Raw genomic sequence first — 23,373 nt, forward strand, 5'->3', positions numbered from 1 at the left:
GATCAGGATTAATTCAGGCGCAATGCTAGCAGATCAAAAGATCAGCGCTGCATCCCCCACCGCTTCACCGTCACCCGCTCCAACGAATCAAACACCAGATTTTCCACCAGCAACCCAATCAGAATCACCACCGCCAACCCGGCAAACACTTTGTCCGTATACAGCTCATTACGATTCTGAAAGATGTACCACCCCAACCCGCCCTTGCCACTGGTCGCACCAAACACCAGCTCGGCGGCGATCAACGTACGCCAGGCAAAAGCCCAGCCGATTTTCAGCCCGGCGAGGATCGACGGCAGCGCTGCCGGAATCAGGATGAACAGCACGAAACGCATGCCCTTGAGGCCGTAGTTGCGGCCGGCCATGCGCAGGGTTTCCGAGACGCCGAGAAAGCCTGCGTAAGTATTGAGTGCCAAGGCCCAGAGCACCGAATGCACCAGCACGAAAATCAGGCTGTTCTGCCCCAGGCCGAACCACAGCAGCGCCAGCGGCAGCAGCGCAATCGCCGGCAATGGGTTGAACATCGAGGTCAGGGTGCTGAGCAGGTCGCGACCGAATTGGGTCGATACCGCCAGCGTCGTCAGGGCAAACGCCAGGACAATGCCGATCAGGTAGCCCTTGAGCAGCACCACCAGGGAAATCCACACCTTGCCCAGCAACTCACCGCTGAGCAGGCCGTCATACAGCGCATGAGCGGTCTGCACAAAACTCGGCAACAGCAAGTCGTTGTTCGTGTAACGCGCAGTGGCCTCCCAGAGTACGGCAAGCAGAATCAGGATCAGGCTTTTGCGCAGCCAGCCCTGTTGCCACAGGCGTTGGCCGAGCGGTAATTCACGCTCCAGCGGTACGCTGGTCAGTGGCTGCAAAACGGTTTCGAATTCTTCACGCGCAGATGATAAATGGCTCATCGGGCCCTCCTCTCAAACGGCTCAATAAGCGATGCGGATGTCAGCGAAATCCAGCTCGCGCTCGGTCTCCGGTGACTGGCCTTCATCGAACAACAACCTGTGAATGCGCCGCGCAGATTCCTGAAAAGCCACGCCGCCAAGGCTGTGTAGATCGTATTGATGACTGTGGACTTCCGCCCGCACCCGACCTGGATGTGGCGAAAGCAACAGGATGCGATTGCCCACCACCAACGCCTCTTCGATGGAGTGCGTGACGAACAGCAGTGTGAAGCGCACCTCCTCCCAGAGCAGCAGCAATTCTTCCTGCATCTTGCGTCGGGTCAGGGCGTCGAGCGCGGCGAAGGGTTCGTCCATCAGGAGGATTTTCGGCTGCATCGCCAGCGCCCGGGCGATGGCAACGCGCGCCTTCATGCCGCCCGACAGGGTATGTGGATAGGCGTCGGCAAATGCCGCCAGGCCGACCTTTTCCAGGTAGTGCAGCGCCCGCTCTTCGGCCTCTTTACGCTTGAGGGTTTTCGAGGCCAGCAGCGGAAACATCACGTTCTGCTTGACGGTTTTCCACGGCGGCAGTTGATCGAATTCCTGGAACACGACAATGCGGTCCGGCCCCGGCGCATCGACGCGCTGACCCTGAAGGCGGATCTCACCTTCGACTGGCTGGATGAATCCCGCAGCGGCCTTGAGCAAGGTTGACTTGCCGCACCCAGACGGCCCGAGCAGGACAAAACGGTCCGCCGGATCGACCTCGAAGCTGACCTGGTGGGTGGCCCGCACCACCCGCTGGGGCGTGCGGTACTCCAGGCTGACGTTATCGACCGACAACAGCGCCTGGGCTGCGGCGATCGGTTTGCTGACCGTGTGGCCTTGCAAGGGGGCGTTCATGTCGGTCAGCTCCCTTGCAGCGGTTTGGCATCCTGGAAGAAGTAGTCCTTCCACGAATCCGGTTTGTTTTTGATCGCGCCCACACGGTAGAGGAACTCGGCCAGCGGGTAGGTATTTTTCGGCGTGACGCTGAATTCGAACTGCGGGTTGTCGATGATTTTCAGCAGTTCGGCGCGGTCGATCTTGGCCTTGGTGACGCGGATGTAAGTGTCCGCCGCCGCGCCTTTATCGTTTTGCGCGAATTGCGCGGCTTCGGTCAGCGCATCGATGAAGGCCTTGTAGGTCTTCGGGTTTTCCTCACGGAATTTCTCGGTGGCAAACAGCACCGTCGGCGAGTTCGGGCCGAGCAGGTCATAGGTGTTGAGCACCACGTGCACGTTCGGGTTGGTCAGCGCCTGATCCTGGAACGGCGGGTTGGAGAAGTGCCCGCTCAACTCGGTGCCGCCGGCGATCAATGCGGCCGTGGCATCAGGGTGAGGGACGGCGATGGTGTACTTGTCGAGGCGATTGAATTCCTTGTCACCCCACTGCTTGGCGGCCGCGTATTGCAGGAAGCGCGACTGCACCGACACGCCCACGGCCGGCACCGCGATGCGGTCCTTCTCGGTGAAATCGGCGATGGTCTTGACCTTGGGATTGTTGCTCACCAGGTAGTACGGGAAGTTGCCCAGGGAGGCCACGGCCTTGACGTTCTGCTTGCCGTGGGTGCGGTCCCAGATGGTCAGCAGCGGACCGACGCCGGCACCGGCAATGTCGATCGAACCGGAGAGCAGCGCATCGTTGACCGCCGCGCCACCGGAGAGCTGGGTCCAGTCGACCTTGATGTCGATGCCTTCCTGCTTGCCGTACTTCTCGATCAGGTTCTGGTCGCGCACCACGTTGAGCAGCAGGTAGACGATGCCGAACTGTTCGGCGATGCGGATTTCACCTTCGGCGTGGGCCACGGTCGGTGCCACCAGGCTGCCGGCGATCAGGCTGAAACCCAGGCCGAGGGCCGCGGCCAGCGGTGCAAAGGGTAGACGTTTGGACATGGTCAAATCTCCGGCAAATCAGAAAGGCGCGTCGCCCTGGATGGTGGTGCGATACAACTTGCGGCGCAGATGGCTGGGACATCCGGCGGCGAGGTGGATCAGCGAACGGTTGTCCCAGAACACCAGGTCATGGGGCTGCCACTGATGGCGGTAGATGTTTTGCGGCAACACGCTGTGGGCGTAGAGCTCGTCGAGCAATTGCTTGCTCTCGTCTTCCGGCAAGCCAACGATGCGGGTGGTGAAACCCTCGCTGACGAACAACGCCTTGCGGCCGTTTTCCGGGTGGGTGCGCACGACCGGGTGGATGACTTCGGCGACTTGCGCCAGTTGTTCAGGGGTCAGGGTCGGGCGCCAGTTGCCTTCGAATTTGGTCTCGCTGTAGCGCGCCGTGTAGGAGTGCGCGGCCCAGCGCCCTTCGACGGCCTTGCGCAGCGCCTCGGGCAGGTTGTCCCAGGCTTTGTGCATGTCGGCGAACAGGGTGTCACCGCCTTCGGACGGCAGTTCCTGGGCATGCAGCATCGAACCCAGGCTTGGCAGTTCCTTATAGGAAAGATCGGAGTGCCAGAATTTGCCGGCGTCACCCAGGCCGATGGATTGGCCGTTTTCGATGATGTTGGAAACGATGAGGATTTCCGGGTGCCCGGCCAGCAGGAATTGCTTGAGCACATGGATCTGCAACACGCCAAAACGGCGGCTGAAATCGATTTGCTGCTCGGGGGTAATGCGTTGGTCGCGGAACACCACCACGTGATGATCCAGGTGCGCACGGTGAATGCGTGCGAAGTCCTGGTCATTGAGCGGGCGGGACAAATCGAGACCGATGATTTCGGCACCCACCGCGCCGCTGAACGGGCGGATTTCGAAGAATTGTGGCGCGATGCTTGGCGATGCTGAAGCTGCAGACATAAAACACTCCCACGCACGGCACGCTCAAGGGCGCGCGCGTCGATCAGAAACTCACGGATGTCGTGTTGGTTCGTGTCGTGCGGCGCGCCGATTGGTCGGCAGGTACGCAGGGAATTAACTTTATAGATATAAGAAAACTAATTTAAATACCGTTAAAGAATAACGATATGGCTTTTCCCGCTGAGCCATAATCCCTGTAGGAGCTGGCTTGCCAGCGATGAGGCCATCAGCCTCACCGGTTTATTTGGCCCAGTCGATGACTTCACTGTAAGGCGTCTGCAAATCCCGCTCGGGAATTTCCCAGATCACCAGCTTCGGCGGAGTCTGTTTGAACGCCGGATTATCGAAATAACCATTGGCGCCACCTGCGAACTCTCCTCCGTCCTTGGCAAAGTTACCAATCGGCGCGCCCAGTGCCTGTTGCAGGAAACCGGTAAAGTTGGAATTGCGCGAGAACGAAGTACCGATCAACGCCACGTTAGGCAAATTGTCATCGCCGAACAGGTCATCGAGGTTATCGCCGCCGCTTTGCACATCGCCAGCTTTCTCGGAGATCTGGGTGGCAGCGACAGTTTCCGGCTGCGGTTGCCAGGTCACCGGCAGCCACTCGAGCCCGGCCAACCGCACCAGGTCGCCAGGACGGCGAGCCGGGTCCTGGACCTTCACCTCGAAGTCTTTGTGTGGCGTGGCACTGATGCCCAGGGATTGTACCTGCCTGGCCACCGCCCTGGCCGCCGCCGCGGAACCGGTTTCGCTCCAGTGGGTATCGGTGCGCAGGTAGGCGTCGGCACCCAGGGGTTGCAAGTTCGGGGCGAGATCGATCGCGGCGACGCCGGCCTTGTTCAAGCCATCGACCCACGCCACCGCACGCGGCTGCAACTGCAGCGGTCGGCGCAGGTCGCACAGTTGCGCACTGGCGATGCGGCTCTTGTCCGGTACCACCGCCACCAGCAGCTTGATGCCACGACTGGCCAGGCGTTTCTGGATCTCTTGCACCACACCCGCCTTGGTCTCGGCGTTGGCTTGAGAGTGACGATTGATGCGCATCTCGTCGGTCAGGAACAGCCAGCCCGGGCAGCCGGAACGCACACGCGGGCCGGTATCGCCGAGCAACAGCCAGCTGGCGCCACGTTCCAGGTCCGCGCCCTGTTCCGGCACGGCAGCCTTCGACAGCTGCTTGGCGACCTTGTGGGTGACCTCGCCGTGCAGCGCCTCATCGAGCGTCAACCTGGGCGGCAGCATCTCGACTTTGCCGCTCAACAGCAGCCAGGTGCATGAGACGAAACCCAGCGCCAGGAAAGCCACGAAAAAGATCCCCGATGCCTTGCTGACAGGGGCGGTCACTGCGCTGGATTGGGCCGGGATGTTGGACAAGGAAGTCATGGGCGCGGTCATCAGAACTGGAAGTACAGGAAGGGCACAGACTCGCGGCTCGCGACCAACGCGAACGCGAGCAGGAAACCCAGCATCGGTGCAAACAACGCATGGCCGACAAAGCGCTGCTCAAAGCGGCTTTGCAGCACCGGTGCAACGATGTACAGCACACCGAGCAGCGCCGCGATGCCGTGGACCGGACGGAACGTCACCGCCAGCGCATCGCCCAATGCGAACCCGTGCAGGCCGAACTGTCCGGCATACATCGTCAATGCCGAATGGAAATCCGGAGCGCGGAACAAGGTCCAGGCCAGGAACACGAACAGCAGCGTCAATGTGTGCGACAGCAGCGGCGGAATACTCGGCAGGCTGGAGCGCGACCACAAGCGATCGACGCACAAGGCAATGCCGTGCGCCGAGCCCCACAACAGGTAGTTCCAGCTGTCACCGCCGTGCCACAGACCGGCGATGGCCATGGTCAGGAACAGGTTGCGATAGGTCTTCCACGCGCCGTTGCGATTACCGCCAAGGGCGATGTACAGGTAGTCGCGCAGCCAACTCGACAGCGACAAGTGCCAGCGCCGCCAGAAGTCCTGGATGCTGCTGGCCAGGTACGGCCGGTTGAAGTTTTCCGGAAAGTGAAAGCCCAGCATCAGGCCCAGGCCTATGGCCATGGCGCTGTAACCGGCGAAGTCGAAAAACAGTTGCAGCGAGTAAGCCAGGCAGCCGATCCAGGCGTCGACGAAGGAAGGGTTTTCCAGATGGAATGCCACGTCCACCAGCGGCGACAGGGTGTCCGCCACCAGCACCTTCATGCACATGCCGATCATGAAACGGCGCGCGCCCAGGGAGAAATTCTGCCAATTGAAATATCGCTGGGTCAGCTCGCGGCGCACCCAGTCATAACGAATGATCGGCCCGGCAATCGAGTGGCCGAACATCGAAATGTAAGTCGCGTAATTGATGAAGCTGCGCTCCACCGGCACCGTGTGGCGGTGCACGTCCACCAGGTAGGAGATCGCTTGCAACACGATGAACGACAACCCCGCCGGCAACGCCACTCGTTGCCACTCCAGCGGCATGGCGCCGTAGTAAGTGATCAGGTCATTCCAGGTCAGGGCCAGGATGTTGGCGTACTTGTACCAGCACAGCACCGCCGTGTTGAACACGATCAACGCAATCAACAACCTCACTCGCCCCTTGGAACCCTCGCGTGCACGGTCCACCAGCAGGCCGCCAACCCAGGCGACGATGGTCAACACCACGTGCAAGCTCAGGAACAGCGGGCTCAGCCAGCCATAGAACAGCCAGCTGCCGATCAGCAGGATGACGTTGCGCCAGGCCGGTCTGGCCAGGGCATACACCAGCAGAAAGGCCGGCAGGAACAGCGTCAGGAACTCGAGTGAGGCGAAGACCATGGCAGCGGCAAAATCCGATCAGTGGGACAAGGTGTCCGTGGCGTTCAATAAACGCGGGCCGTTGGCCGACGGCACCAGCAGCACGCTGTAACGCTCACCCGCCTTCAGTTCGCCCAGGTCAAGCGGCGCACCGACATTGGCGTTCGCACAGACCAGCTGCACCGACAGGCTCACCGGGTTGATCGAACGACGCTGCAGGCTGTCGAGCGGCACCGCCTTGAACAGGTCGGCGCTACGCCCCGCAGGACGCAGGCTGGCATCGGCACAAGCGGCGTCGACGTTGAAGAACGCCAACGACGCTTTCAAGCCGTTGAAGTCGTCAGGCTGCTCGCGCACGGCGACCTGCTTGATGCCGGCGCCGTCGGGCAGCGCAACTACGGTGACAAATTCGCCGGGTTCGATTTTCAGGTCCATGGCCAGTTTCTGAGCGCCGCTGACCAGGGTGCCCTTGACCGGGCTGCTCGCCTGTACCGGGAAAAACAGCGACACCGCTTGCGCCGCTTCCAGGCGCATCGGCGGCTGGCCGGCCTGGGCGATCACATCCAGCGGCGCGTTGCCGGCGTTGACGAAACGGATGAACGCCGCGTCTTCGCTGGGGCCGGTGGGGTACAGGGCGAACTCGGCCGCCACGGCGTTGGCGCTGCAAACCAGCGCCGCCAGGGCGCATACCGCAGACAGGGCACGCATCACTGCTTGGCTCCCTTGTTGCTGACCGCATCGGCCGGCAGTTTTGCCAGTGCGCCACCGATGGCGTTGGCCCAGGACTTGTATCCGGCCACGGTGAAATGCTGGCCGTCGGTGGTCACCCACTCACCCGGCTTGGAGAGCGTTAGCGAGTCGATGTAGGTGCAAGGCGCCACGTTGCTCGCCAGGAACGCCGACATCAGCTTGGTACGCGTATCGTTCTTCTTGTACATCCCGCCTTCCTTGCCCCACGCCGGGCCGACCCACGCGCACTTGGCACCGTTGGCGGTGATCTCCTTGGCCAGGGCGGTCACGTTCTGCCAGGCCCAGGCTTTCGGGAATACCGGTTTATCGTAGGAAGCCATGGTATCGCCGATGACCAGCACGACGAGGTCAGGCTTGTCGGCGGCGATCAGGTCCTTGATCGGCGTGGTGGTGGCTTCGCGCCCCTTGATGACGATCTTGCCGTCGCCTTTCTGCTCGGCGCCACAATCGACTTTCTTGGTGATCAGCCAGTCGCCGGCACTGGCGCCGCACGCGCCGATCGAATGTACGATTGCGCCCTGCTGGGTCAGGTTGGCTTGCAGCGGTTCCATCAGGTGGTCCGCCAGGCTCATGTGACTTTCACCGAGTACGAGAAGGGTCATACCGGCAAGAACGGAAGAAGGCATTTAAGTCTCCAGGAATCAGTTGGAATAAGGGGAGCGGTAGGGGCTGACCGGCAGCTCCATCGAGCCGTTCATGTCTTCGAACATGTAACGCAGGTACATGGCCCCGGTGAATTGCTTGTAGTCCTGGGCGTTGTCCAGGCCGAGATTGCCACCGAGGAAAAAGTTCGAACCGAATTTGTATTCGCCTGCACCGCTCAGGCTGTAGCCCACGCCGGTCTTGTTCTGGCCTTTGTAGCGCTGGTTGTTGGCAGCTTGCAGGTCTTTGTCGTTCGGGAAGTAATCCGCCGCGTCCTGATCGAAGTACTGCACGCCCACCGAACCCTTGACCTGATAGGAAAACCGGTCGGTGCGCTGCGACCAGGTCACCGGCACGCCCAAGGCGAAGTAGCTTTGCGGGCTGAAGTAACCGCCATGGCCGTAGGTGAAGAAATCCTGGTTGTTCTCGAAGCTCAGGCCGGTGGCACTCAGGCCCAGGGTCAGCTTGCTGTCTTCGGCGTTTTGCAGATACCAATACACGCCACCGCCCAGTTCGGTGCGGCTGTTGGATTCGACGTTGTGGCCGAGCAACTTGTGCCACGAACCGTAGCCGTAGGTGCCGACCTGCTGATCGTCATAGCTGAGCTGAGCCCGTCCGCCGTTGGCCGTCACGCCGCCCCACGACTGACCGGTGCGGTCGTCGGTGGTGCCAGCGAACGAAGTCACGCTGTCCGTCACCGGACGCCTGGAAACACTGACGCCATAACGCACGTTCGAGTTGTCGGCGAACGGCCGGTCCACGCTCACGCCACCAGCGGCGGTGCTGTACTTGAAGCCCATTGGCGTTGTGCCGACATCGGCCTTGATGCCTTCATCCGGGCGGGCATAGGCCACGCTCAGGCCCACGCCTTTGTCACGCTGGGAACCGGCGCCGTCGGCGGATGATCCACCGCCGAAACGGCTGGCCGAATCGCTGTCGACACTGCCGGCATTCAGCGATACCGGGGTCACGCGCACGGCGTAGCGGTTCTCGCCCGACGGCACGTTGATCTCCAGCGGCGTTTCAACGTCGGTCATTTTGCTCATGCCCGACTCGCTGTCATTGCTGCGGATGGTGACGCCCTGGGTCACGTAGCCGCTGCGCTCCTGCAGGATGTTGTCCAGCGCGCGCTGGGCGGAACTGGCTTGGTCCACCGCGACATTGACCGTGGCCTGAGGCGCGAACGGGTTACCGCCGGCACCGGCAAAGCGCCCCGCCGGCAACGCCTGGGTTCGCGCACCAGCAGCCATGCGTGGCTGGGCCTGGCCCGGATAGGCATCGGCCGGCAGTGCCGCATCGCTGGCGACCATGACCGGCGCGGCTGCATCAAGCTGTGCCTGTGCCGGGGCGGGAATCGCGTCCACCGGTACTCGGCTCACCTGGTTGCGCTGGCCCGGCAAACCCACGAACGGGTTCGGGGCGACGTTCAGGCTATTGGCCTGAGCCGTCAGGCTGCGTTTCTGTTCGCTCTGCTCAATGGCAACAGCCTTGCGCAGCAACTCGGTGGCCTGGCTGGACTTGCCCATGCTGCGGTAGATCCGCGCCGCTTCGGTCAGCGATTGCGGGTCGTAGGTTTCCAGTTTCAGGAACTGTTCCAGCGCACGCTCGGCGTAGCCATTGTCGTGGGCTTGAACCGCCGCGTCAGCGGCGTTCAGTAAAATCTGCGGGTCGTTGGGCTGACGCTGCAACAACGGCTTGTACAGCTCGAACGCCTTGGCATTGTCGCCGTTGCTGGCGTACATGCGCGCCAGTGCCGAGACGGCGCCCGCGTCCCCCGGACGCGAAGTCAGCGCCGGTGCCAACGTATCGTAGGCAGCCGCCAGATCGCCATTTTCACGCAGGATATCGGCCTGGCGAATGCGGTACTGATACAGCACGTCATCGAAGCGTTTGCGCGTGGCCACGCTCATCGGCTGGTTTTGCAAGCCGTGCAGGATCGAGTTGACCTGAGCGTCGTCGCCGGTCTTGAGCAACAGGTTGGCGTATTGCAACATCAGGTCCGCGGATGGCGTCGGCGTCTGGGCGATGACGTTGCGCATCATTTGCTGCGCATGTGCCGAGTCGCCGGCATCGACATAGGCCGCAGCCAGGGTCGCCATGCCGTCAGGCGTGCGGCTGGCCACCGGCTGCAAGCGATCGAGCAAGGCCAGGGCTTCCTGGCGTTGGCCACGCTTGGCGATGCTGGCCGCCAGTTTGATCTGCACCGTGAGAGTGATCTGGTCGGCCAACTGATTCATATCCGCGGTGCGGCGCTCGGCCGGTATACGGCTGATGGTTGCTTGCGCGGCGTTCCACTGCTCCATTTCCACCGAGAGCAAGGCACTGGTGTAGAGCGCGTCGATGTGGGTCGGATGGCTTTTCAGATAGCTGTCGATCAGGTCGCGAGCCTTTTGCGGCTCGCCGGCCTTGAGGTACAAACGCGCCAGGTCGAAACGGGTCCAGACGTTGTCCGGGTCGTCCTGGATGGCTTGCACCAGGGCTTGTTGTGCCGCGCGGTTATCACCGCGCTGTTCGGCCAGTTTGGCCGCCTGCGTGGAACGCAAGGCACGCAGGCGAGCGCCGCCGCCCATTTCGGCCTGCTGGGCCGGGGTCAGGGTGTCGAGCAGGCGCAGGGCTTCATCGGCCTGACCGGTTTGCGCCAGCACATTGACCAGGCCTTGAACGGCCTGCGGGTTACCGCGCTGCACATTCAGCACCTGGCGATAGTTGGCTTGCGCGGCGTCCAGTTGGCCGGCCTGGGCCTGAATGTCGGCCAGGGCCAGGCGCGCATCGACGCCGTTCGGGTTCAGGCGCATGGCCTGGGCGATGCTGGCTTGCGCCTTGGCCGGTTGCGTCCTGGCCTGATCGCGGGCCTGTTGCAGCAGCGCCCAATAACGCACGTTATCCAATGCCGGCTTCCAGCGTGTGCCGCCATTGGCGATGGCCCGGTTGAGCAACTGCTCGGCTTCGCCGAAACGGTTTTGTTGCTGACGCACGACGCCAAGGCCACCCAGGGCATCGGCGTCGTCGGGTTTGCTTTTCAGGCGCGCGGCGAAGGCTTTTTCGGCGCCGGCCTGGTCACCCTTCTCCAGCGCTTGTAGCCCTCGCGCCACCAGCGGATCCTGCTGCCACACCGGCGCACCGGCAGTGGTCGACTGCGACTTGCCTTTGTTGAGCAGGTCGCGGATTTCCTGGTCTTCGGGATGTACTTTCAGGAAGTCATCGAATAACGGCACTTGCGAGGCATTCGGCGGCCCCATCCACACCAGCGCCAGGCGCCAGCTCTCATCGGCGTCACCGGCGATATCGGTACGGGTCGACAGTTTGGCCAGGGCCCGGATACCTTCCGCGCGGCTGTCTTCATGACGCACCAGATGCTTGGCCAGGAACAGCGCGACAATCGAGTCATTCGGCGTTTCCCGCAGCAAGCGCTCAAGGCCTTTGCGCGCCTCGGGCCAGCCGGCATCGTTGAAAGCCAGGTTGGTGTAGAACTCGCGACCGATCTTGCCTTCAGGCGTGCGGCCGGCAAACAATTGGCGGAACACTTCAGTGGCCTTGTCACGCTGGTCGCCGTCGGCCAGACGCCGGGCTTCGTCCAGCAGCGCAATGTTCTGCGGATCGGTCAGGGCGATGTCCTGCTCAAGTTGCGCAGCCTGCCAGGGTCGCGGCGACAACGCCTGCAACCGCGCCAGATACTGCTGCGCCTGTTGCGGTTTGTCCTGTTTGACGCCGATCAGACCCATGCCATACAGCGCGTCGATCTGGTTGGGGTCCAGGCGCAGCACTTTCTCCCAGGCTTCTGACGCACGCGCAGCGTTATCCCGGGCCTGCCAATATTGGCCCTGCTCCACCAGGCGCATTTGCGCATCGCTGGTTTCGGCGTGGGCGGCGGTGCCGATGAGGGTGGCGAGAATACCGATGGCTAGCGTGTGACGGCGCGGGTGCATGACGTCTCCCAAGTCAGTTTGAGTGTTCCGTCATCACGAAACTGATAGCGTTTTTCAGCCCAGCCGAGTGCGAACAGACTAAGCATGGCGTTGTAGTACAGCGGTTCGACACGTTCGCCATCGGCTTTTGCCAGCGCCGCGTTCAAAGCCGTTTCGGCCCGACGTTGCTGCTGCTCGGCCAGCCAGGGTTGGCCCTTGGCCTGGAAGTACGGGATCAGCGCGGCAGAGTACCCGAACGGGCCCTGCCCTTCGAGCGCACCGCTGATGACCTGGACTTTTTCCGGAGGAATACCGGTGGAAGCCGTGCTGTTCGACATGCCGTCCAGGCGTGCCAGCAGCGGTGCCGCCAACGGGTCGGTCCTGGGCGTCATGCCGGCCCACAGGTAGACGCGAATCGCGTCGTAACTGCCCAGCTCGCCTTTGACCGGATCAACCACAAACAGACCGGCTTTCGGCGCGGTTGCGCGATAGCCGATCCAGTCCGCCACATAGCCTTTCGGGCTGGAGGCACTGACCATTTTTACGGTATTTTCGGCGATTTCCTTCCACGGCCCGCTCGGTGCTTCCTTGGTCAGTCGGCGTAGCAACGGCAGCGGCAAATAGCTCGGGTTAAGGCGCCACAGATGATCGGGCTGAGTGAAACCCTCGGGGCCGGGGAGGACCATTTTGCCTAGCCCCGGCAGGCTCACCACCAGGTTGGTTTCAATGTTCCTGAGCAGGCGCAGGGCGTCTTCGCGGTAATCCGGGCGCTGCCACAGCCGCGCCGCTTCGAGCAGCGAGTAGGCAATCCACAGGTCAGAATCGGACGCCGAGTTGGCGTCCTGCAACTGCCATTTGCCGTCCTTGCCCTGGCCCCACAACCAGCCTGGCAGACGGTTGCCGACATCGGCGCCGGCCATGTTGGCGGCGGTCCATTTCCACAAGGCATCGAAACGCTCGCGGTCGTTGCCAATCAGCGCGAACAGCATGCCGTAGGACTGGCCTTCGGAGGTGCTGTGATTGGTTTCGACGCTGGACTCCAGCAGGCGACCGTCGTTCTGCACGAAACGCGTGGCGTAGGTTTGCCACAGCGGCCAATCGGCGCTTTTGCACGCGGCCTCGTCAGCCATGGCCGGTGTCAGGCTCAAGGTCGCCAGCGTGCCAGCCAGCCAAAGCACGGCCCGGCGCCAGCGGCGCAGTTGGGCAGAATTGCATCCAGGGGTCCTGTGGTTTCTCATGGTGTTCTCAGTCGCTCAACCGCTGTTTGGCACGGGACCGCAGCGCCAGATAGGCCAGACAACTGAGCAACACCACACCGAGGCCGGTCAGCAGCAGCGTCAAACCGACATGACGCGAGAGCATCCATTCCAGGCGTTTGAACGGGCCCAGTTCGCCGACGTAGTACTGCTCGTCCGCCACCAGTGGCTCGATGGTTTTGCCACGCACTACCACCAGGCTGCCCTGGATGGACTGGGTGTAATCCTCGCCGCCGATCAGGGCATTGGTCGCTTCAGCCAGGCCTTGCGGTTGGCCGCTGGCGATTACCACGACGCTGCGACCGCTTTTGAGCGGCGATTCGAAACCTGTCAGGTAAGTGCTGCGCGCGCCGCCGGAGAAGGCCATGGCCAACCGTGCCTTGCGCTGGTTCGCTTCCGGGTCGGGGCTGAACCAGTCGCGTACGCGCATCGGCAAGTCAGACAGGTGAAAGCTCTGTTGGTCGCCGCTATCGGTCGCCGGCAGGCGATCGGCCCACTGGGTCAGCAATGGCTGGTTGTTACCGGAAGCAAGCACCAGCAAGTCTTTATCCGCCACCGCTTGAACCTGCGCCGCTTGCGCCACCAGCACGCCAGTGGCCGGATAACCGGTGGACTGGCCGAAGCGGCCGAGCACGGTCAGGTAGGCATCCAGCTCGGCAGCGCCAGCGTTGTCCGGCAGGATCACGGCGGTCTGCGACAGATCAGCCAGACGGGTGAACGGGAAGCCCGCGTCCTTGAACACGCCCAGGTTCGGCATGGCCATGAAGTGGTCGTAGCCGCTCAGGTCCAGGGTCGATTCCGGATCGACGCTGCCGCGCATGTTGTCGATGATGATGTCGCCACATTCCCCCTGCTTGATGTAGTCGAACATGAAGCGCAGTTGCAGTCGCGATTGCAGGGCCACCGAGTTCAACGGCAGGTGAACGCGGGTTTCGCGGTTGAGGCTGTCGTCGTTGAGCTTGAGGGTTTTCAACACGCTGTTTTCCAGCTTGTCCTGGGGCAGCAGGTTCTGCGACTGGATCAAGCCATCGTTGAAGCTGACGATGAACGACGAATTGCTCGACTTCTCTTGCGGCGTGTAGCGGTATTTCACGTTCAACGGCGCACCTTCATCACGCCAGGTGAACAGGTCCGGCGGGAAATTCAACGGTACGGTGATGTCGCCCGGGTTGTAGCCCGATACGTTGAATTGCTTGGCCGGCAGCAGCTCGCCGAGCTTGACCGGGCGATCGCTGGGCAGCCAGTTCGGAGCATCGTAAGGCTTGCGCGGCTGCACGCTGTCGAGTTGATCGATCACCACGCTGCTGCCCGACAGCGCCTGACTGCCGAGCACCAGCGCGGTGGTCGCCGTCTTCAGTTCGGCGGCATCGCGGCCAGTAATCACCAGCAACTTGCCATTCTCGTCATTGGGGTTGGCCATCAAGCTCAGGGTCGGGCCCTTGGCCGCCGGCAGGCTCAACCCGCCGATCTGCAACGCATCCGGACCGCTGAGCAGCACCACGGCATTGCCGTGGGCCGGGATCTGGTTGATGTGCGTAGAAAACTTCGCCCCGCGGTAACTGGCCTGGGCGCCGAACCACGACGACAGGGCGCCAGCCGCTTCCAGGGTGGTGTTGTCGGGCGCTGCGGCGAACACGAATGGCAGGCCCAGGGTGCGCGCATCGCGGCGATCGAAGAATGGCAACGGCAAGATCGACAGATCGTTCGGCAGCACCAGCGGCGACACTTCGATGCTCAGCTCGGTGGCGTTGCTGATCTTCGCCCACAGGCTGGAATGCGTCGGGTCTTCGCAACTCATGGTGTAGTGACCGACGAATTGCAGGCTCAAGCGGTTGAACTCGGTGATCAGCTGCGGCGGGATGGTGACTTCGTGGGTTTGCAGTTGACCGGCGTTTTCCTTGGGCAACGGCAGGCTCGCGGCCACTTCATCGTTGACGATGACGTTGATCTGCGACAGGTCGGCCAGCAGTGCCGGCGAATAGGTGTATTGCAGTTTCAGCCTGGCGCCGGTCACGATGGAATCGGCACGCACATCGAAGTTGACGCTGTCGGTGGACTCCACGCCGCGCAGGCTCATCGGATAATTGCGGCCCAGTTGCTTGAGCGTCACGCTATAGCCATTGGCGCCCGGCGCCGCATCCACTGGCGCGGTCTCGGCGAATGCCGTCGCACTACCACCCATTGCCAGCAACGCGCACGTCATGCGTACCAGTGCGCGGCGGGGCGCGCGCAGGCTACCGAAAGCGAAAGACTTCGAGTTCATCACTTGTCCAAAACATTTTCCAGGGTGGACGGGGAGACGTGGCGACGGCGGAAAAGGTTCCGCACTTCCATGACCGTTGCTTTGAAGAGTTCGTAGATACCGCGAAGGGCAATGCCGCTGACATCGCGCAAGGCGGCCAGGGGCGTATCGACCTGGCCATTGCCCCAGGTCGAAGCCCAGGTATCGGCGCGGGAGAACGTCAGGCGTATCAGCTCGCTTTGCTGGCGCAGGGTCAACTGGTCGAATTGCGCCCCCAACAGGTCCCCGCGACTGAATACGATGACGGCCGGGAACACGCTCAGTTGTTGCTTGCGAAACAGCGAAATCTGCACCCGCTCGCCCTTGGGAATCTCGATGCCATCAGGCAAACGAAAGCCCAGGCCTTTTTGCGAGAAGTCCTGGGTCACGCCCTCGATCACGCTGCCATCGGCACGGGTCAGGCGCATCGGCAGGACCGCCGCCACCCGTGGTTCGGAACGCACCTGACGGGTTTCGCTGGCCACCGCCACCGAGGCGCTGGTGATGATGAGGTTGTAGACGGTCCACGCCAGGTTGATCAGGATCGTGGTGGTGGCGCCTTCGGCACCCTCCATCAGGCGTATCCCGCCATAAACCAGGCCAGCGGCGTTCAAGAGCAACAGCACGATGTACGGCCGGGCCAGTTTCCATTCGAAGTACTTCTTGTCGATCACTCCGCCCTTGTCGGTCACGTTGAAGCCACCGAACTTGGGGTTGACCAGCGCCATCAGTACCGGGCCCATGATGTACCAGGCCAGCACCGTCTCGTAGACCTCGTTCCAGAACGAGTGGCGGAACCGTCCCTGGATACTGGAGTTGGTCAGGCTGGCGTGAAGAATGTGCGGCAATACATACGCGGTGATCATCAACGCCGAGGCGTGGAAAATCTGTGCATCGAAAAACAGGAATGCCAGCGGCGCGGTCAGGAACGCCAGGCGCGGCAGCCCGTAGAAAAAGTGCAGCATCGCGTTCAGGTAACACAGGCGCTGGCCCATGCTCAGGCCTTTGCCGAGCAACGGGTTGTCGGTGCGAAAGATTTGCGCCATGCCACGTGCCCAGCGAATCCGCTGGCTGATGTGGCGCGACAGGCTTTCCGTTGCCAGGCCCGCCGCCTGGGGAATGGCCAGGTAGGCGGTGTTGTAACCGGCGCGGTTGAGCTTGAGCGCGGTGTGGGCATCTTCGGTGACGGTCTCGACGGCCACGCCACCGACTTCCAGCAAAGGTGCACGACGGATCACCGCACACGAGCCGCAGAAGAACGTCGCGTTCCACAGGTCGTTGCCGTCCTGCACCAGACCGTAGAACAACTCGCCTTCGTTCGGCACGGAACGGAAGGTATTGAGGTTTTTCTCGAAGGGGTCCGGCGAGAAAAAGAAGTGCGGCGTCTGCAGCATCGCCAGCTTCGGATCCTTGATGAACCAGCCGACACACACCTGGAGGAAAGAACGGGTCGGCACGTGGTCGGCGTCGAAAATGGTCACGAACTCGCCACTGGTGACCTTGAGCGCTTCGTTCAGGTTGCCTGCCTTGGCGTGGCGGTTATTGTCACGAACGATGTAATTCACGCCGATCTGTTCGCAGAACTCGCGGAAGTCCTCGCGGCGACCGTCGTCAAGCACATGCACGCGCAGTTTGTCCTGGGGCCAGTCGATGGCCTGGGCGGCGAAGATGGTGACCTTCACAATGTCGAGGGTTTCGTTATACGACGGGATGAACACATCGACCGTCGGCCACTCGCTCGGCGGTCCGCTCATCAATACTGGTTTGCGTCGCAGCGGCCAGGCGGTTTGCACATAGCCGAACACCAGCACAATCATCGCGTACAGCTCGGCCAGGACCAGGCCGTAGCCGAACAGCATGTCGACCCAGCCCTCGAACCCGAGGGTGGAAGTGAGTCGCCAGTATATGTAGCGCAGGGAAGCGGTCAGTGATAGCCCGATGAGCATCAGCACGTTCAGGCGTCCGGGAATCTTGCGCAGTACCATCGCAGCGATGAAGCAGCCGAGGGCAAAGAAGCACTGCGAATACAGGTCGAACGGCACCGTGATGATGAACACGGCCAACAGCCCGCAGAACAGCGTCACGCTCACGGTCAGCGCCCGACGCAACGTCGCTGGCAGGCTGTCCAGGCGATCGGAGAGCGATTGTGCCCAGCGCTGCGAACGGGAGGGAGCGGTTGTATCTGGAGCGGTGGTGTTGATCACGAGGCATATGACTCTGCAACGGCCATGGCATTCAACTGCGTTTTGACCCTGCCAGTCAGCATCAGCATGTCGCGGCAAGCCTGGGAGGACTCGGCCTGCAGCAGCGGGTTTTCACCATAGGCAAGGGCTTCGCCAATGGCATGATCGAGCGCCACGACACCCAGCAGCCGCGAGCCGAGGCGGCGCTTGAGCACTTCGTGCATGTCCCGGCAGAACAGGCGATCGCTGTCGAACTGATTGATCACGTAATTGCACAGCGGCGCCTGGCCCCGGGCGCCGCGCTCGTCCAGCAAACGCTCCATCTGGTCCAGCGTGACGAAACATGCCGCATCGGCGGTGGCGACGACCAGCACCTGATCAGCCACCATCAAGGCTTGCGTCAGGTAGGACGTACGACCCGGTGGCGTGTCGAGAATCACCACGTCGTTTTCGCTCAGGTCCATGCTCGCCAACTGGCCAGCCAGCCAGTAACGATCGTTTTCCAGATAGCGCTCCAGCGTACGGCGCTCGTCCTCGGTCACCGAACCGTAGGGCAGCAGCAACGAACCCGCAGAGCCGGCCAGCAGCAGTGACTTCCAGTCCTCACCCTTGAGGCTGGCGTAGGCCATTCCTGCCACATCCGGCTCGGCACCCAAGTGGTATTGCAACGCGTTTTGCGGATCGAGGTCGATGGCCAGTGTCCGCCCGCCCTCCAGGCGCAATGCGGTGGTCAACGCAGAGGCGAGGGTGCTTTTGCCAACGCCTCCCTTGGCCGATATCACCGCAATGACATGCGCCCTGGTCTTGGCCGGACGACCATGGGGCAGCGCCTGGCGCAGTGCCTCTTCATTACGTGCTTGCGCTTCGGCCTGACGTGCCAGGGCGACTTCGGCCAGCAAATGGCGAAGCGGCGCAGCAGGCTGCGCAGAATCAGCCGGCACCAACGGCGTCTCGATGCCATCTGTGGCATCGGCTACAGCGCTCTCGTATTGCTCATCAGGCTGATCGACTTCAGCTACAGGTGCAGGCGCAGCCGGCACCAGCGTCAACGGCTTTTCCTTGTAGTCGAAATGGCTGCCGAACTCGAGATAACTGTCCGCACTTGCCCCGAACCTGTTGAACAGGTTCGATATATCGTCTGTACGATTCATAAAAGACTATCCGAGGCGCTGGCACATAAGGGAGCACGTAGCTCGAGGGTTCATCGAGGCGACCATCAAAATGACATCGTCAATAATTTGAATGCCGCAATTGTAATAGTTGAACGCGATTAAAAAAACCTTTTTTATCGCCATAAAATTGACGAAGAGGTGCTTTATTTATTTGGCGCGTCCTGCGCATTCCCGGCAGCCGAACTGCAACGCAAGCAACTAAATACAAGGCCCCGAACGGCGGCGCGCGATTATCCAGCAAGCATTGCCGGTGCGCACATCATTTGCGCCAGGTGGCAGACCGGTAGATGGACGGCACCTGTAACTATTTCAACTAAACTAAGCAATTCGCGGACCATATGAACTATGGTTACAAGCATGTTTGCTTCAAACTCAAACATATATGTTCTAAATCAATGTCTTAGTTATTACTTTGCGATGATCTGCCGGCAATGACCTGCCCGCGACGACTGTAAGTGCAATTGTTGGCGCCATGGATATGACGAACGCCCTCTACTGGGTAGATGTTGACTATGCTGCTGACAGCATGACGCGGTTCACTTCTGAGGGATGCTCGATGTTCTACGTGCAACGCAATACAGACGGCCGACTGCTGCGCGTGGAAGCCGAAGCCTACGCCGAATCCACGGAAACGCTGCCGGCCGACCACCCTGACCTCCAGGCCTGGTTCGCCAATGAAGTCATGGCCACCAGCCACAAACAACTGCTGCAAATCAAACAGCTCAAGCAACTGCGCCAGAGCGACCTGGAAATGATCCGGGTACTCGACGACTTGATCGCCGTGCTGATCAGCAAAGGCGTGATTCTCGTAACGGACCTGCCAGAGCCCGCGCAGACCAAACTCATGGACCGCTTCCAGGCGCGTGAGGCGTTGGGTGGGTTGAGTAATCTGGTTGAAGACGATGAGGAAGGGTTTATCTGACATCCGGGGATCGCAGCCTTCGTCAGCGACCGCTGTGAGAAGGCTGCAACCTTTGCGATTGCCCTATTGCCAAGGCTTGGGTTCACCCACCAACCGTCCCTGAACGCCGTACACGCCCATCTCGCTAAGCACCGCCAACTCCCCTTGCGTCTCGACCCGCTCGGCAATCAGCGGCAGATCAATACTGTGGGCCGCTCGCTGGACGGCTTCGATGAACAGGCGTTTGTCGCGCTCCTGATCAATCGCACGGATGTAGCTACCGTCGATCTTCAAGTAGGCCAACCCCAAGCGCGCCAGGTTGCCGATCATGCTGAAGCGTCCACCGAAATGCTGCAGACCCAAGGAGAACCCGAGCTCTCGCAAACGCCGGGTCAGCGCTTCGAGACTGGCTTGCTGTGGTAATTGCTCTTCGCCGATTTCCAGGGTCAGTCGCGGTCCCAGATTGGAGTGCGAACGCAGCGTGGCGAAGACCGCAGTCAACGCTTGCGGGTTTTCGAGGGTGGCCGACGACAGGTTCAGCGCCATTGATTCTTCGTGGGTGCTCATCTGCTCCAGTACCAGCTCCAGCATCAGCCGGTCCAGTCGCGCCGCCCAGCCGAACCGTTCCAGCCACGGCAAGAAACGTCCGGCAGGGATGCTCTCGCCCTGGTCGTCGATCAGGCGGGAAAGCACTTTGTAGTGCAGTACCAGCTGCGTGTCCTGACTGGCCACCACGGGCTGGAAAAACAACTTGAATCGTCGTTGCTCCAAGGCCTGATCCAGCAGGTTGTGCCAGGCATGATGGTCGTCGCCGACATGGGTCGGGGCCCTGTGATCGAGGCAGACCCAGTTCGAATCGGTCTGGCCTTCGGCCTGCGCCAATGCCTGATCCGCCAGCCCGAGTACGGCTTGCGGGGCGTCGCCATGAATAAAGGGCGCCAGCCCGATCGCCGCTGCAGAGGGGACGTCAGTAGCACCGGTCGCGTACAGACTGGCCAAGGCCGTGTCGAGGTGCTGCGCCAGTTGCACCGCCTCTTCACGCACCAGGCCTGGGGCCAGAACGGCGAATTCGCCACCACGAATCCGTGTGACCAGGTTGGTTGTTTCCGGATATCTGGCGCACTCGCGGGACAACTGCTGACCAACCGCCTGGAGCAACGCATCCGTGCGCTGGCCGCCCAGCCGCTGGTTCAACCCGGTGAGATCCTTGACCCGCAACAGCAGCAAGTAACCGGAGCTGGCTTGCTCGGGATTGCTCACCCGTGCATTCAGTTGCATCTCGAAGTAACGTCGGTTGGCCAAGCCGGTCAGGTTGTCCTGATAGGACTCGACCCGCAGCTTTTCACTGCGTTCGGCCTGCTCCTGAAACAGCGCCTTGAGCTTCTCGACCATCTGGTTCATGGCCTGCACCACGCGACGCAGCTCCGGCGTGCGCGGCAATTGCGGCAGGCTGAGAAACTCGCGGCGGGCAATGGCGTGGGACTGCCGGACCATGTAATCGAGGGGCTTCAATTGCCGACGCAGCAACAGCGCGCCCAGTATCGCGCTGACCACGCCACAGAACAGCAACCACACCAAGCTGCCCAACGCGCTTTGCCACAACTTGGCCAGCGCGAACATCGGGTGACTGACCACCTCGACCCGTGCGGCCTGTACCCAACCGCGACTGACTATCGCATCGCCCCCGGCAGGCTCCAGGCCAATCAGTTTGACGAACCAGTCAGGCACCCGGGTATCGGCCGCAATGCCGCTGCGTTCGATCAAGGTCTTGTCGTTGGATAAATCGACCACACGGATGCTGGCGTAATAACCGCTGTCAAAGATCGAGCTGACCAGCAATTCGGTCATCGCCGGGTCGTCGATATTGGGCGTCAGTGACAGCGCCAGCGCCGTCGCCGCATCCTGGGCGTGGGAACGCAGCTGGTTGACGTACTGGGAGCGCGAGCTTTCCAGGCTGACCATGAAGCTGCCGGTGAAGGCGACGACCAGGAACAGACAGATAGCGATCAAAAGCTGTTTGAACAAAGACATCTGTGGGCGTGCTCCTAGTTAGTCGTCTCGACCGGGAATCCTTCGGCCTGCATTTTTTTCAGCACATCCTGCCAACGGGACAAACGCTTGGTGTCCCCGACCTTCTGATTGCCCTTGGCCCCCGGTAACCACAACCCTTCTGCGTTGAAAGCGTAGACCGGCAGCAAATCCTTTCTCTGGCTGGCTGGCCTGATCGAGTCGACAAGGCTGTCGAGCACCAGCGGTTCGGCTTCCGGGCTTGAGTAGTAAGTCAGCACCATGTGCGCGCGATTCAGGCTCAGCGCCTTTACGTACGTGATGCGCAGCTTGTCACTGGAAACGCCAAGGTGGCGCAGACTGAAATATTTGGCGATTGCGTAGTCTTCGCAATCACCGGCGCCTTTCCACAAGGCTTCGACGGGTGTTTCCCAGTAATCGACCTGATGCCACAGGTCGATGTCTTCGACGTAACGCAGTTGTTTGTTGAAGAAGCGGTTGATCACGTTGAGCTGTTCCAGCTCGCCAACTTGTTTCTGCGTAGCCAACATGTGCTGCCACGCATCTATGCGCTGCTGACCTTCGCCCAAAGATCCGTACAATGCCTGCGCCCGAGCGCTGATCAGGGAAAAGTCCCAATCGGCATGCACACCGCCCAGCAGCACACCGGCCAGCAGCAAGGCGCCGCACGAGCAGCGCAAGATCCGGGATATCGGAAAACGTACCGCCAAGGCGAGGCATCCAGGGTAGTCAGGTGGAATCGAGTGAAGGTGTAGGTTAGCTCGGGAAAAAATAATGGCACACTGAGATCACTGACGGCACGCTAAACTAAGGGAAAGACGCTCTTATGGGGCGTTTGACAAGCCGTCAGGCAGTCACTAGTGTCAATTGGATCCAAAACTTCAGTCAATCAGGGTGCGTAGTAGTGACACAAAAGCCCAACCCCCTCAGCAGTATCAAGGTCAACGGGCCGATTCCCGCGCACCTGGCGCGCTCGGTGATCGAAGAAACCTTGCGCTCGGCCATCCTGGACGGCCGTCTGCCGTGTGGCATCGCTCTGCGCCAGCAAGACCTGGCCGATCTCTTCGGGGTCAGCCGCATGCCGGTGCGTGAAGCGTTGCGCCAACTGGAAGCCCAGGCATTGCTCAACGTGATCGCCCATAAAGGCGCTGTGGTTGCCCCGCTCGTCCAGGGCGATGCCGCGGAAACCTACGCCCTAAGGATTTTACTGGAGTCCGAAGCACTACGTTTATCGGTGCCGTTGCTTGAGGCGGCGGATCTCGAACAGGCCGCGAGCTATATCGACGAGCTGGAGACGGAACAGGACTATACCGAAATCGGCCGGCTCAATCGCCTCTTCCATATGTCGCTCTACAGCAAGGCACCTAATCGCCGGTTACTGAAACTGGTAGAGGACGGACTGAACGAAGAAGAGCGTTTCCTGCGCTTCAACCTCGAAGCGATGGGCCTGGGCAAGTTGTCCCAGGAAGATCACCGGGCCTTGTGGCGGGCCGCCGACGCGCGGGATGTCGAAGGATCGGTGCAATTGCTGGTCAACCATCTCAATCGCGGGGTTGAGGTCATCACCCGGTACCTCGCCAGTCCAGAAGCCCAGAACAAAAAAACCTCGTAGCAAAGGCAACGGCAGGCCCAGAACGACAAAACCCCTGTCTGCGTTAGCAGACAGGGGTTTCGGAATTCAATCTTGACGATGACCTACTCTCACATGGGGAAACCCCACACTACCATCGGCGATGCATCGTTTCACTTCTGAGTTC

General features: G+C 61.3%; 17 protein-coding genes and 1 rRNA gene. 2 read left to right on the forward strand and 16 right to left on the reverse strand.

Annotation, left to right across the window (positions count from 1 at the left end):
• Positions 1-41: 41 nt before the first annotated feature.
• The 13 genes from SOP95_RS20320 to bcsQ form a co-directional block, all read right to left on the reverse strand.
• On the reverse strand, positions 42-908 hold the full coding sequence (locus SOP95_RS20320) for an ABC transporter permease (protein ID WP_323608096.1): 867 nt from the start codon (positions 906-908) through the stop codon (positions 42-44).
• 21 nt (positions 909-929) lie between these two features.
• Entirely contained in the window at positions 930-1,790 is an 861-nt protein-coding gene (locus SOP95_RS20325; RefSeq protein ID WP_323608097.1) for an ABC transporter ATP-binding protein, read from the reverse strand.
• Between the two features lie 5 nt (positions 1,791-1,795).
• The gene (locus SOP95_RS20330) at positions 1,796-2,821 is read right to left on the reverse strand and encodes an ABC transporter substrate-binding protein (protein WP_274075008.1); all 1,026 of its coding nucleotides are present in this window, start codon (positions 2,819-2,821) and stop codon (positions 1,796-1,798) included.
• Positions 2,822-2,839: 18 nt separating this feature from the next.
• Entirely contained in the window at positions 2,840-3,727 is an 888-nt protein-coding gene (locus SOP95_RS20335; RefSeq protein WP_323608098.1) for a TauD/TfdA dioxygenase family protein, read from the reverse strand.
• A 240-nt stretch (positions 3,728-3,967) separates the two neighbouring features.
• Positions 3,968-5,110 (reverse strand): alginate O-acetyltransferase AlgX-related protein, encoded by a 1,143-nt coding sequence (locus tag SOP95_RS20340; RefSeq protein ID WP_323608099.1) that lies wholly within the window; start codon positions 5,108-5,110, stop codon positions 3,968-3,970.
• A gap of 11 nt (positions 5,111-5,121) precedes the next feature.
• Positions 5,122-6,519, reverse strand: coding sequence for an MBOAT family O-acyltransferase (locus SOP95_RS20345; protein ID WP_323608100.1), 1,398 nt, complete (start codon positions 6,517-6,519; stop codon positions 5,122-5,124).
• An 18-nt stretch (positions 6,520-6,537) separates the two neighbouring features.
• Positions 6,538-7,206, reverse strand: coding sequence for an alginate O-acetyltransferase AlgF (locus SOP95_RS20350; protein ID WP_274075004.1), 669 nt, complete (start codon positions 7,204-7,206; stop codon positions 6,538-6,540).
• Entirely contained in the window at positions 7,206-7,874 is a 669-nt protein-coding gene (locus tag SOP95_RS20355) for an SGNH/GDSL hydrolase family protein (protein WP_274075003.1), read from the reverse strand. The genes SOP95_RS20350 and SOP95_RS20355 overlap by 1 nt, the downstream gene beginning before the upstream one ends.
• 15 nt (positions 7,875-7,889) lie before the next feature.
• Positions 7,890-11,816: a cellulose synthase subunit BcsC-related outer membrane protein gene (locus SOP95_RS20360; RefSeq protein ID WP_323608101.1), complete on the reverse strand. Its 3,927-nt coding sequence runs from the start codon at positions 11,814-11,816 to the stop codon at positions 7,890-7,892.
• The gene (bcsZ, locus tag SOP95_RS20365) at positions 11,792-13,033 is read right to left on the reverse strand and encodes a cellulose synthase complex periplasmic endoglucanase BcsZ (protein ID WP_323608102.1); all 1,242 of its coding nucleotides are present in this window, start codon (positions 13,031-13,033) and stop codon (positions 11,792-11,794) included. The genes SOP95_RS20360 and bcsZ overlap by 25 nt, the downstream gene beginning before the upstream one ends.
• A gap of 7 nt (positions 13,034-13,040) precedes the next feature.
• Positions 13,041-15,314, reverse strand: coding sequence for a cellulose biosynthesis cyclic di-GMP-binding regulatory protein BcsB (gene bcsB / locus SOP95_RS20370; protein ID WP_323608103.1), 2,274 nt, complete (start codon positions 15,312-15,314; stop codon positions 13,041-13,043).
• On the reverse strand, positions 15,314-17,536 hold the full coding sequence (gene bcsA / locus SOP95_RS20375) for a UDP-forming cellulose synthase catalytic subunit (protein ID WP_442967744.1): 2,223 nt from the start codon (positions 17,534-17,536) through the stop codon (positions 15,314-15,316). The genes bcsB and bcsA overlap by 1 nt, the downstream gene beginning before the upstream one ends.
• Positions 17,533-18,666 carry a cellulose biosynthesis protein BcsQ gene (bcsQ, locus tag SOP95_RS20380; RefSeq protein ID WP_323608104.1) on the reverse strand — a complete coding sequence of 378 codons (1,134 nt, stop codon included), beginning with the start codon at positions 18,664-18,666 and terminating at the stop codon, positions 17,533-17,535. Before bcsQ ends, bcsA begins: the two co-directional genes overlap by 4 nt.
• A gap of 577 nt (positions 18,667-19,243) precedes the next feature.
• Between bcsQ and SOP95_RS20385 the strand changes: the two genes are divergently transcribed.
• The gene (locus SOP95_RS20385; RefSeq protein ID WP_323608105.1) at positions 19,244-19,609 is read left to right on the forward strand and encodes a tryptophan synthase subunit beta; all 366 of its coding nucleotides are present in this window, start codon (positions 19,244-19,246) and stop codon (positions 19,607-19,609) included.
• Positions 19,610-19,672: 63 nt separating this feature from the next.
• On the opposite strand, the gene lapD is transcribed toward SOP95_RS20385, so the two are convergent.
• Positions 19,673-21,619, reverse strand: a complete 1,947-nt coding sequence (gene lapD / locus SOP95_RS20390; protein ID WP_323608106.1) for a cyclic di-GMP receptor LapD — start codon at positions 21,617-21,619, stop codon at positions 19,673-19,675.
• Between the two features lie 14 nt (positions 21,620-21,633).
• A complete protein-coding gene (gene lapG / locus SOP95_RS20395; protein WP_323608107.1) occupies positions 21,634-22,326 on the reverse strand; it encodes a cysteine protease LapG in 693 nt (230 codons plus the stop codon).
• A gap of 194 nt (positions 22,327-22,520) precedes the next feature.
• On the opposite strand from lapG, the gene SOP95_RS20400 reads away from it, so the two are divergent.
• The gene (locus tag SOP95_RS20400) at positions 22,521-23,228 is read left to right on the forward strand and encodes a GntR family transcriptional regulator (protein ID WP_323608108.1); all 708 of its coding nucleotides are present in this window, start codon (positions 22,521-22,523) and stop codon (positions 23,226-23,228) included.
• 70 nt (positions 23,229-23,298) lie between these two features.
• Here SOP95_RS20400 and rrf read toward each other — a convergent pair.
• Positions 23,299-23,373 (reverse strand): 5S ribosomal RNA (gene rrf, locus SOP95_RS32205); the annotation flags it as partial.

It is taken from the genome of Pseudomonas sp. YuFO8 (assembly GCF_035065025.1).
In the GTDB taxonomy this organism is placed as follows: domain Bacteria; phylum Pseudomonadota; class Gammaproteobacteria; order Pseudomonadales; family Pseudomonadaceae; genus Aquipseudomonas; species Aquipseudomonas putida_AE.

Coding starts and splice junctions, on each gene's coding strand:
- SOP95_RS20320 (WP_323608096.1), bottom strand. CDS start 908: ATGAGCCATTTATCATCTGCGCGTGAAGAATTCGAAACCGTTTTGCAG.
- SOP95_RS20325 (WP_323608097.1), bottom strand. CDS start 1,790: ATGAACGCCCCCTTGCAAGGCCACACGGTCAGCAAACCGATCGCCGCA.
- SOP95_RS20330 (WP_274075008.1), bottom strand. CDS start 2,821: ATGTCCAAACGTCTACCCTTTGCACCGCTGGCCGCGGCCCTCGGCCTG.
- SOP95_RS20335 (WP_323608098.1), bottom strand. CDS start 3,727: ATGTCTGCAGCTTCAGCATCGCCAAGCATCGCGCCACAATTCTTCGAA.
- SOP95_RS20340 (WP_323608099.1), bottom strand. CDS start 5,110: ATGACTTCCTTGTCCAACATCCCGGCCCAATCCAGCGCAGTGACCGCC.
- SOP95_RS20345 (WP_323608100.1), bottom strand. CDS start 6,519: ATGGTCTTCGCCTCACTCGAGTTCCTGACGCTGTTCCTGCCGGCCTTT.
- SOP95_RS20350 (WP_274075004.1), bottom strand. CDS start 7,206: ATGCGTGCCCTGTCTGCGGTATGCGCCCTGGCGGCGCTGGTTTGCAGC.
- SOP95_RS20355 (WP_274075003.1), bottom strand. CDS start 7,874: ATGCCTTCTTCCGTTCTTGCCGGTATGACCCTTCTCGTACTCGGTGAA.
- SOP95_RS20360 (WP_323608101.1), bottom strand. CDS start 11,816: ATGCACCCGCGCCGTCACACGCTAGCCATCGGTATTCTCGCCACCCTC.
- bcsZ (WP_323608102.1), bottom strand. CDS start 13,033: ATGAGAAACCACAGGACCCCTGGATGCAATTCTGCCCAACTGCGCCGC.
- bcsB (WP_323608103.1), bottom strand. CDS start 15,314: ATGAACTCGAAGTCTTTCGCTTTCGGTAGCCTGCGCGCGCCCCGCCGC.
- bcsQ (WP_323608104.1), bottom strand. CDS start 18,666: ATGAATCGTACAGACGATATATCGAACCTGTTCAACAGGTTCGGGGCA.
- SOP95_RS20385 (WP_323608105.1), top strand. CDS start 19,244: ATGTTCTACGTGCAACGCAATACAGACGGCCGACTGCTGCGCGTGGAA.
- lapD (WP_323608106.1), bottom strand. CDS start 21,619: ATGTCTTTGTTCAAACAGCTTTTGATCGCTATCTGTCTGTTCCTGGTC.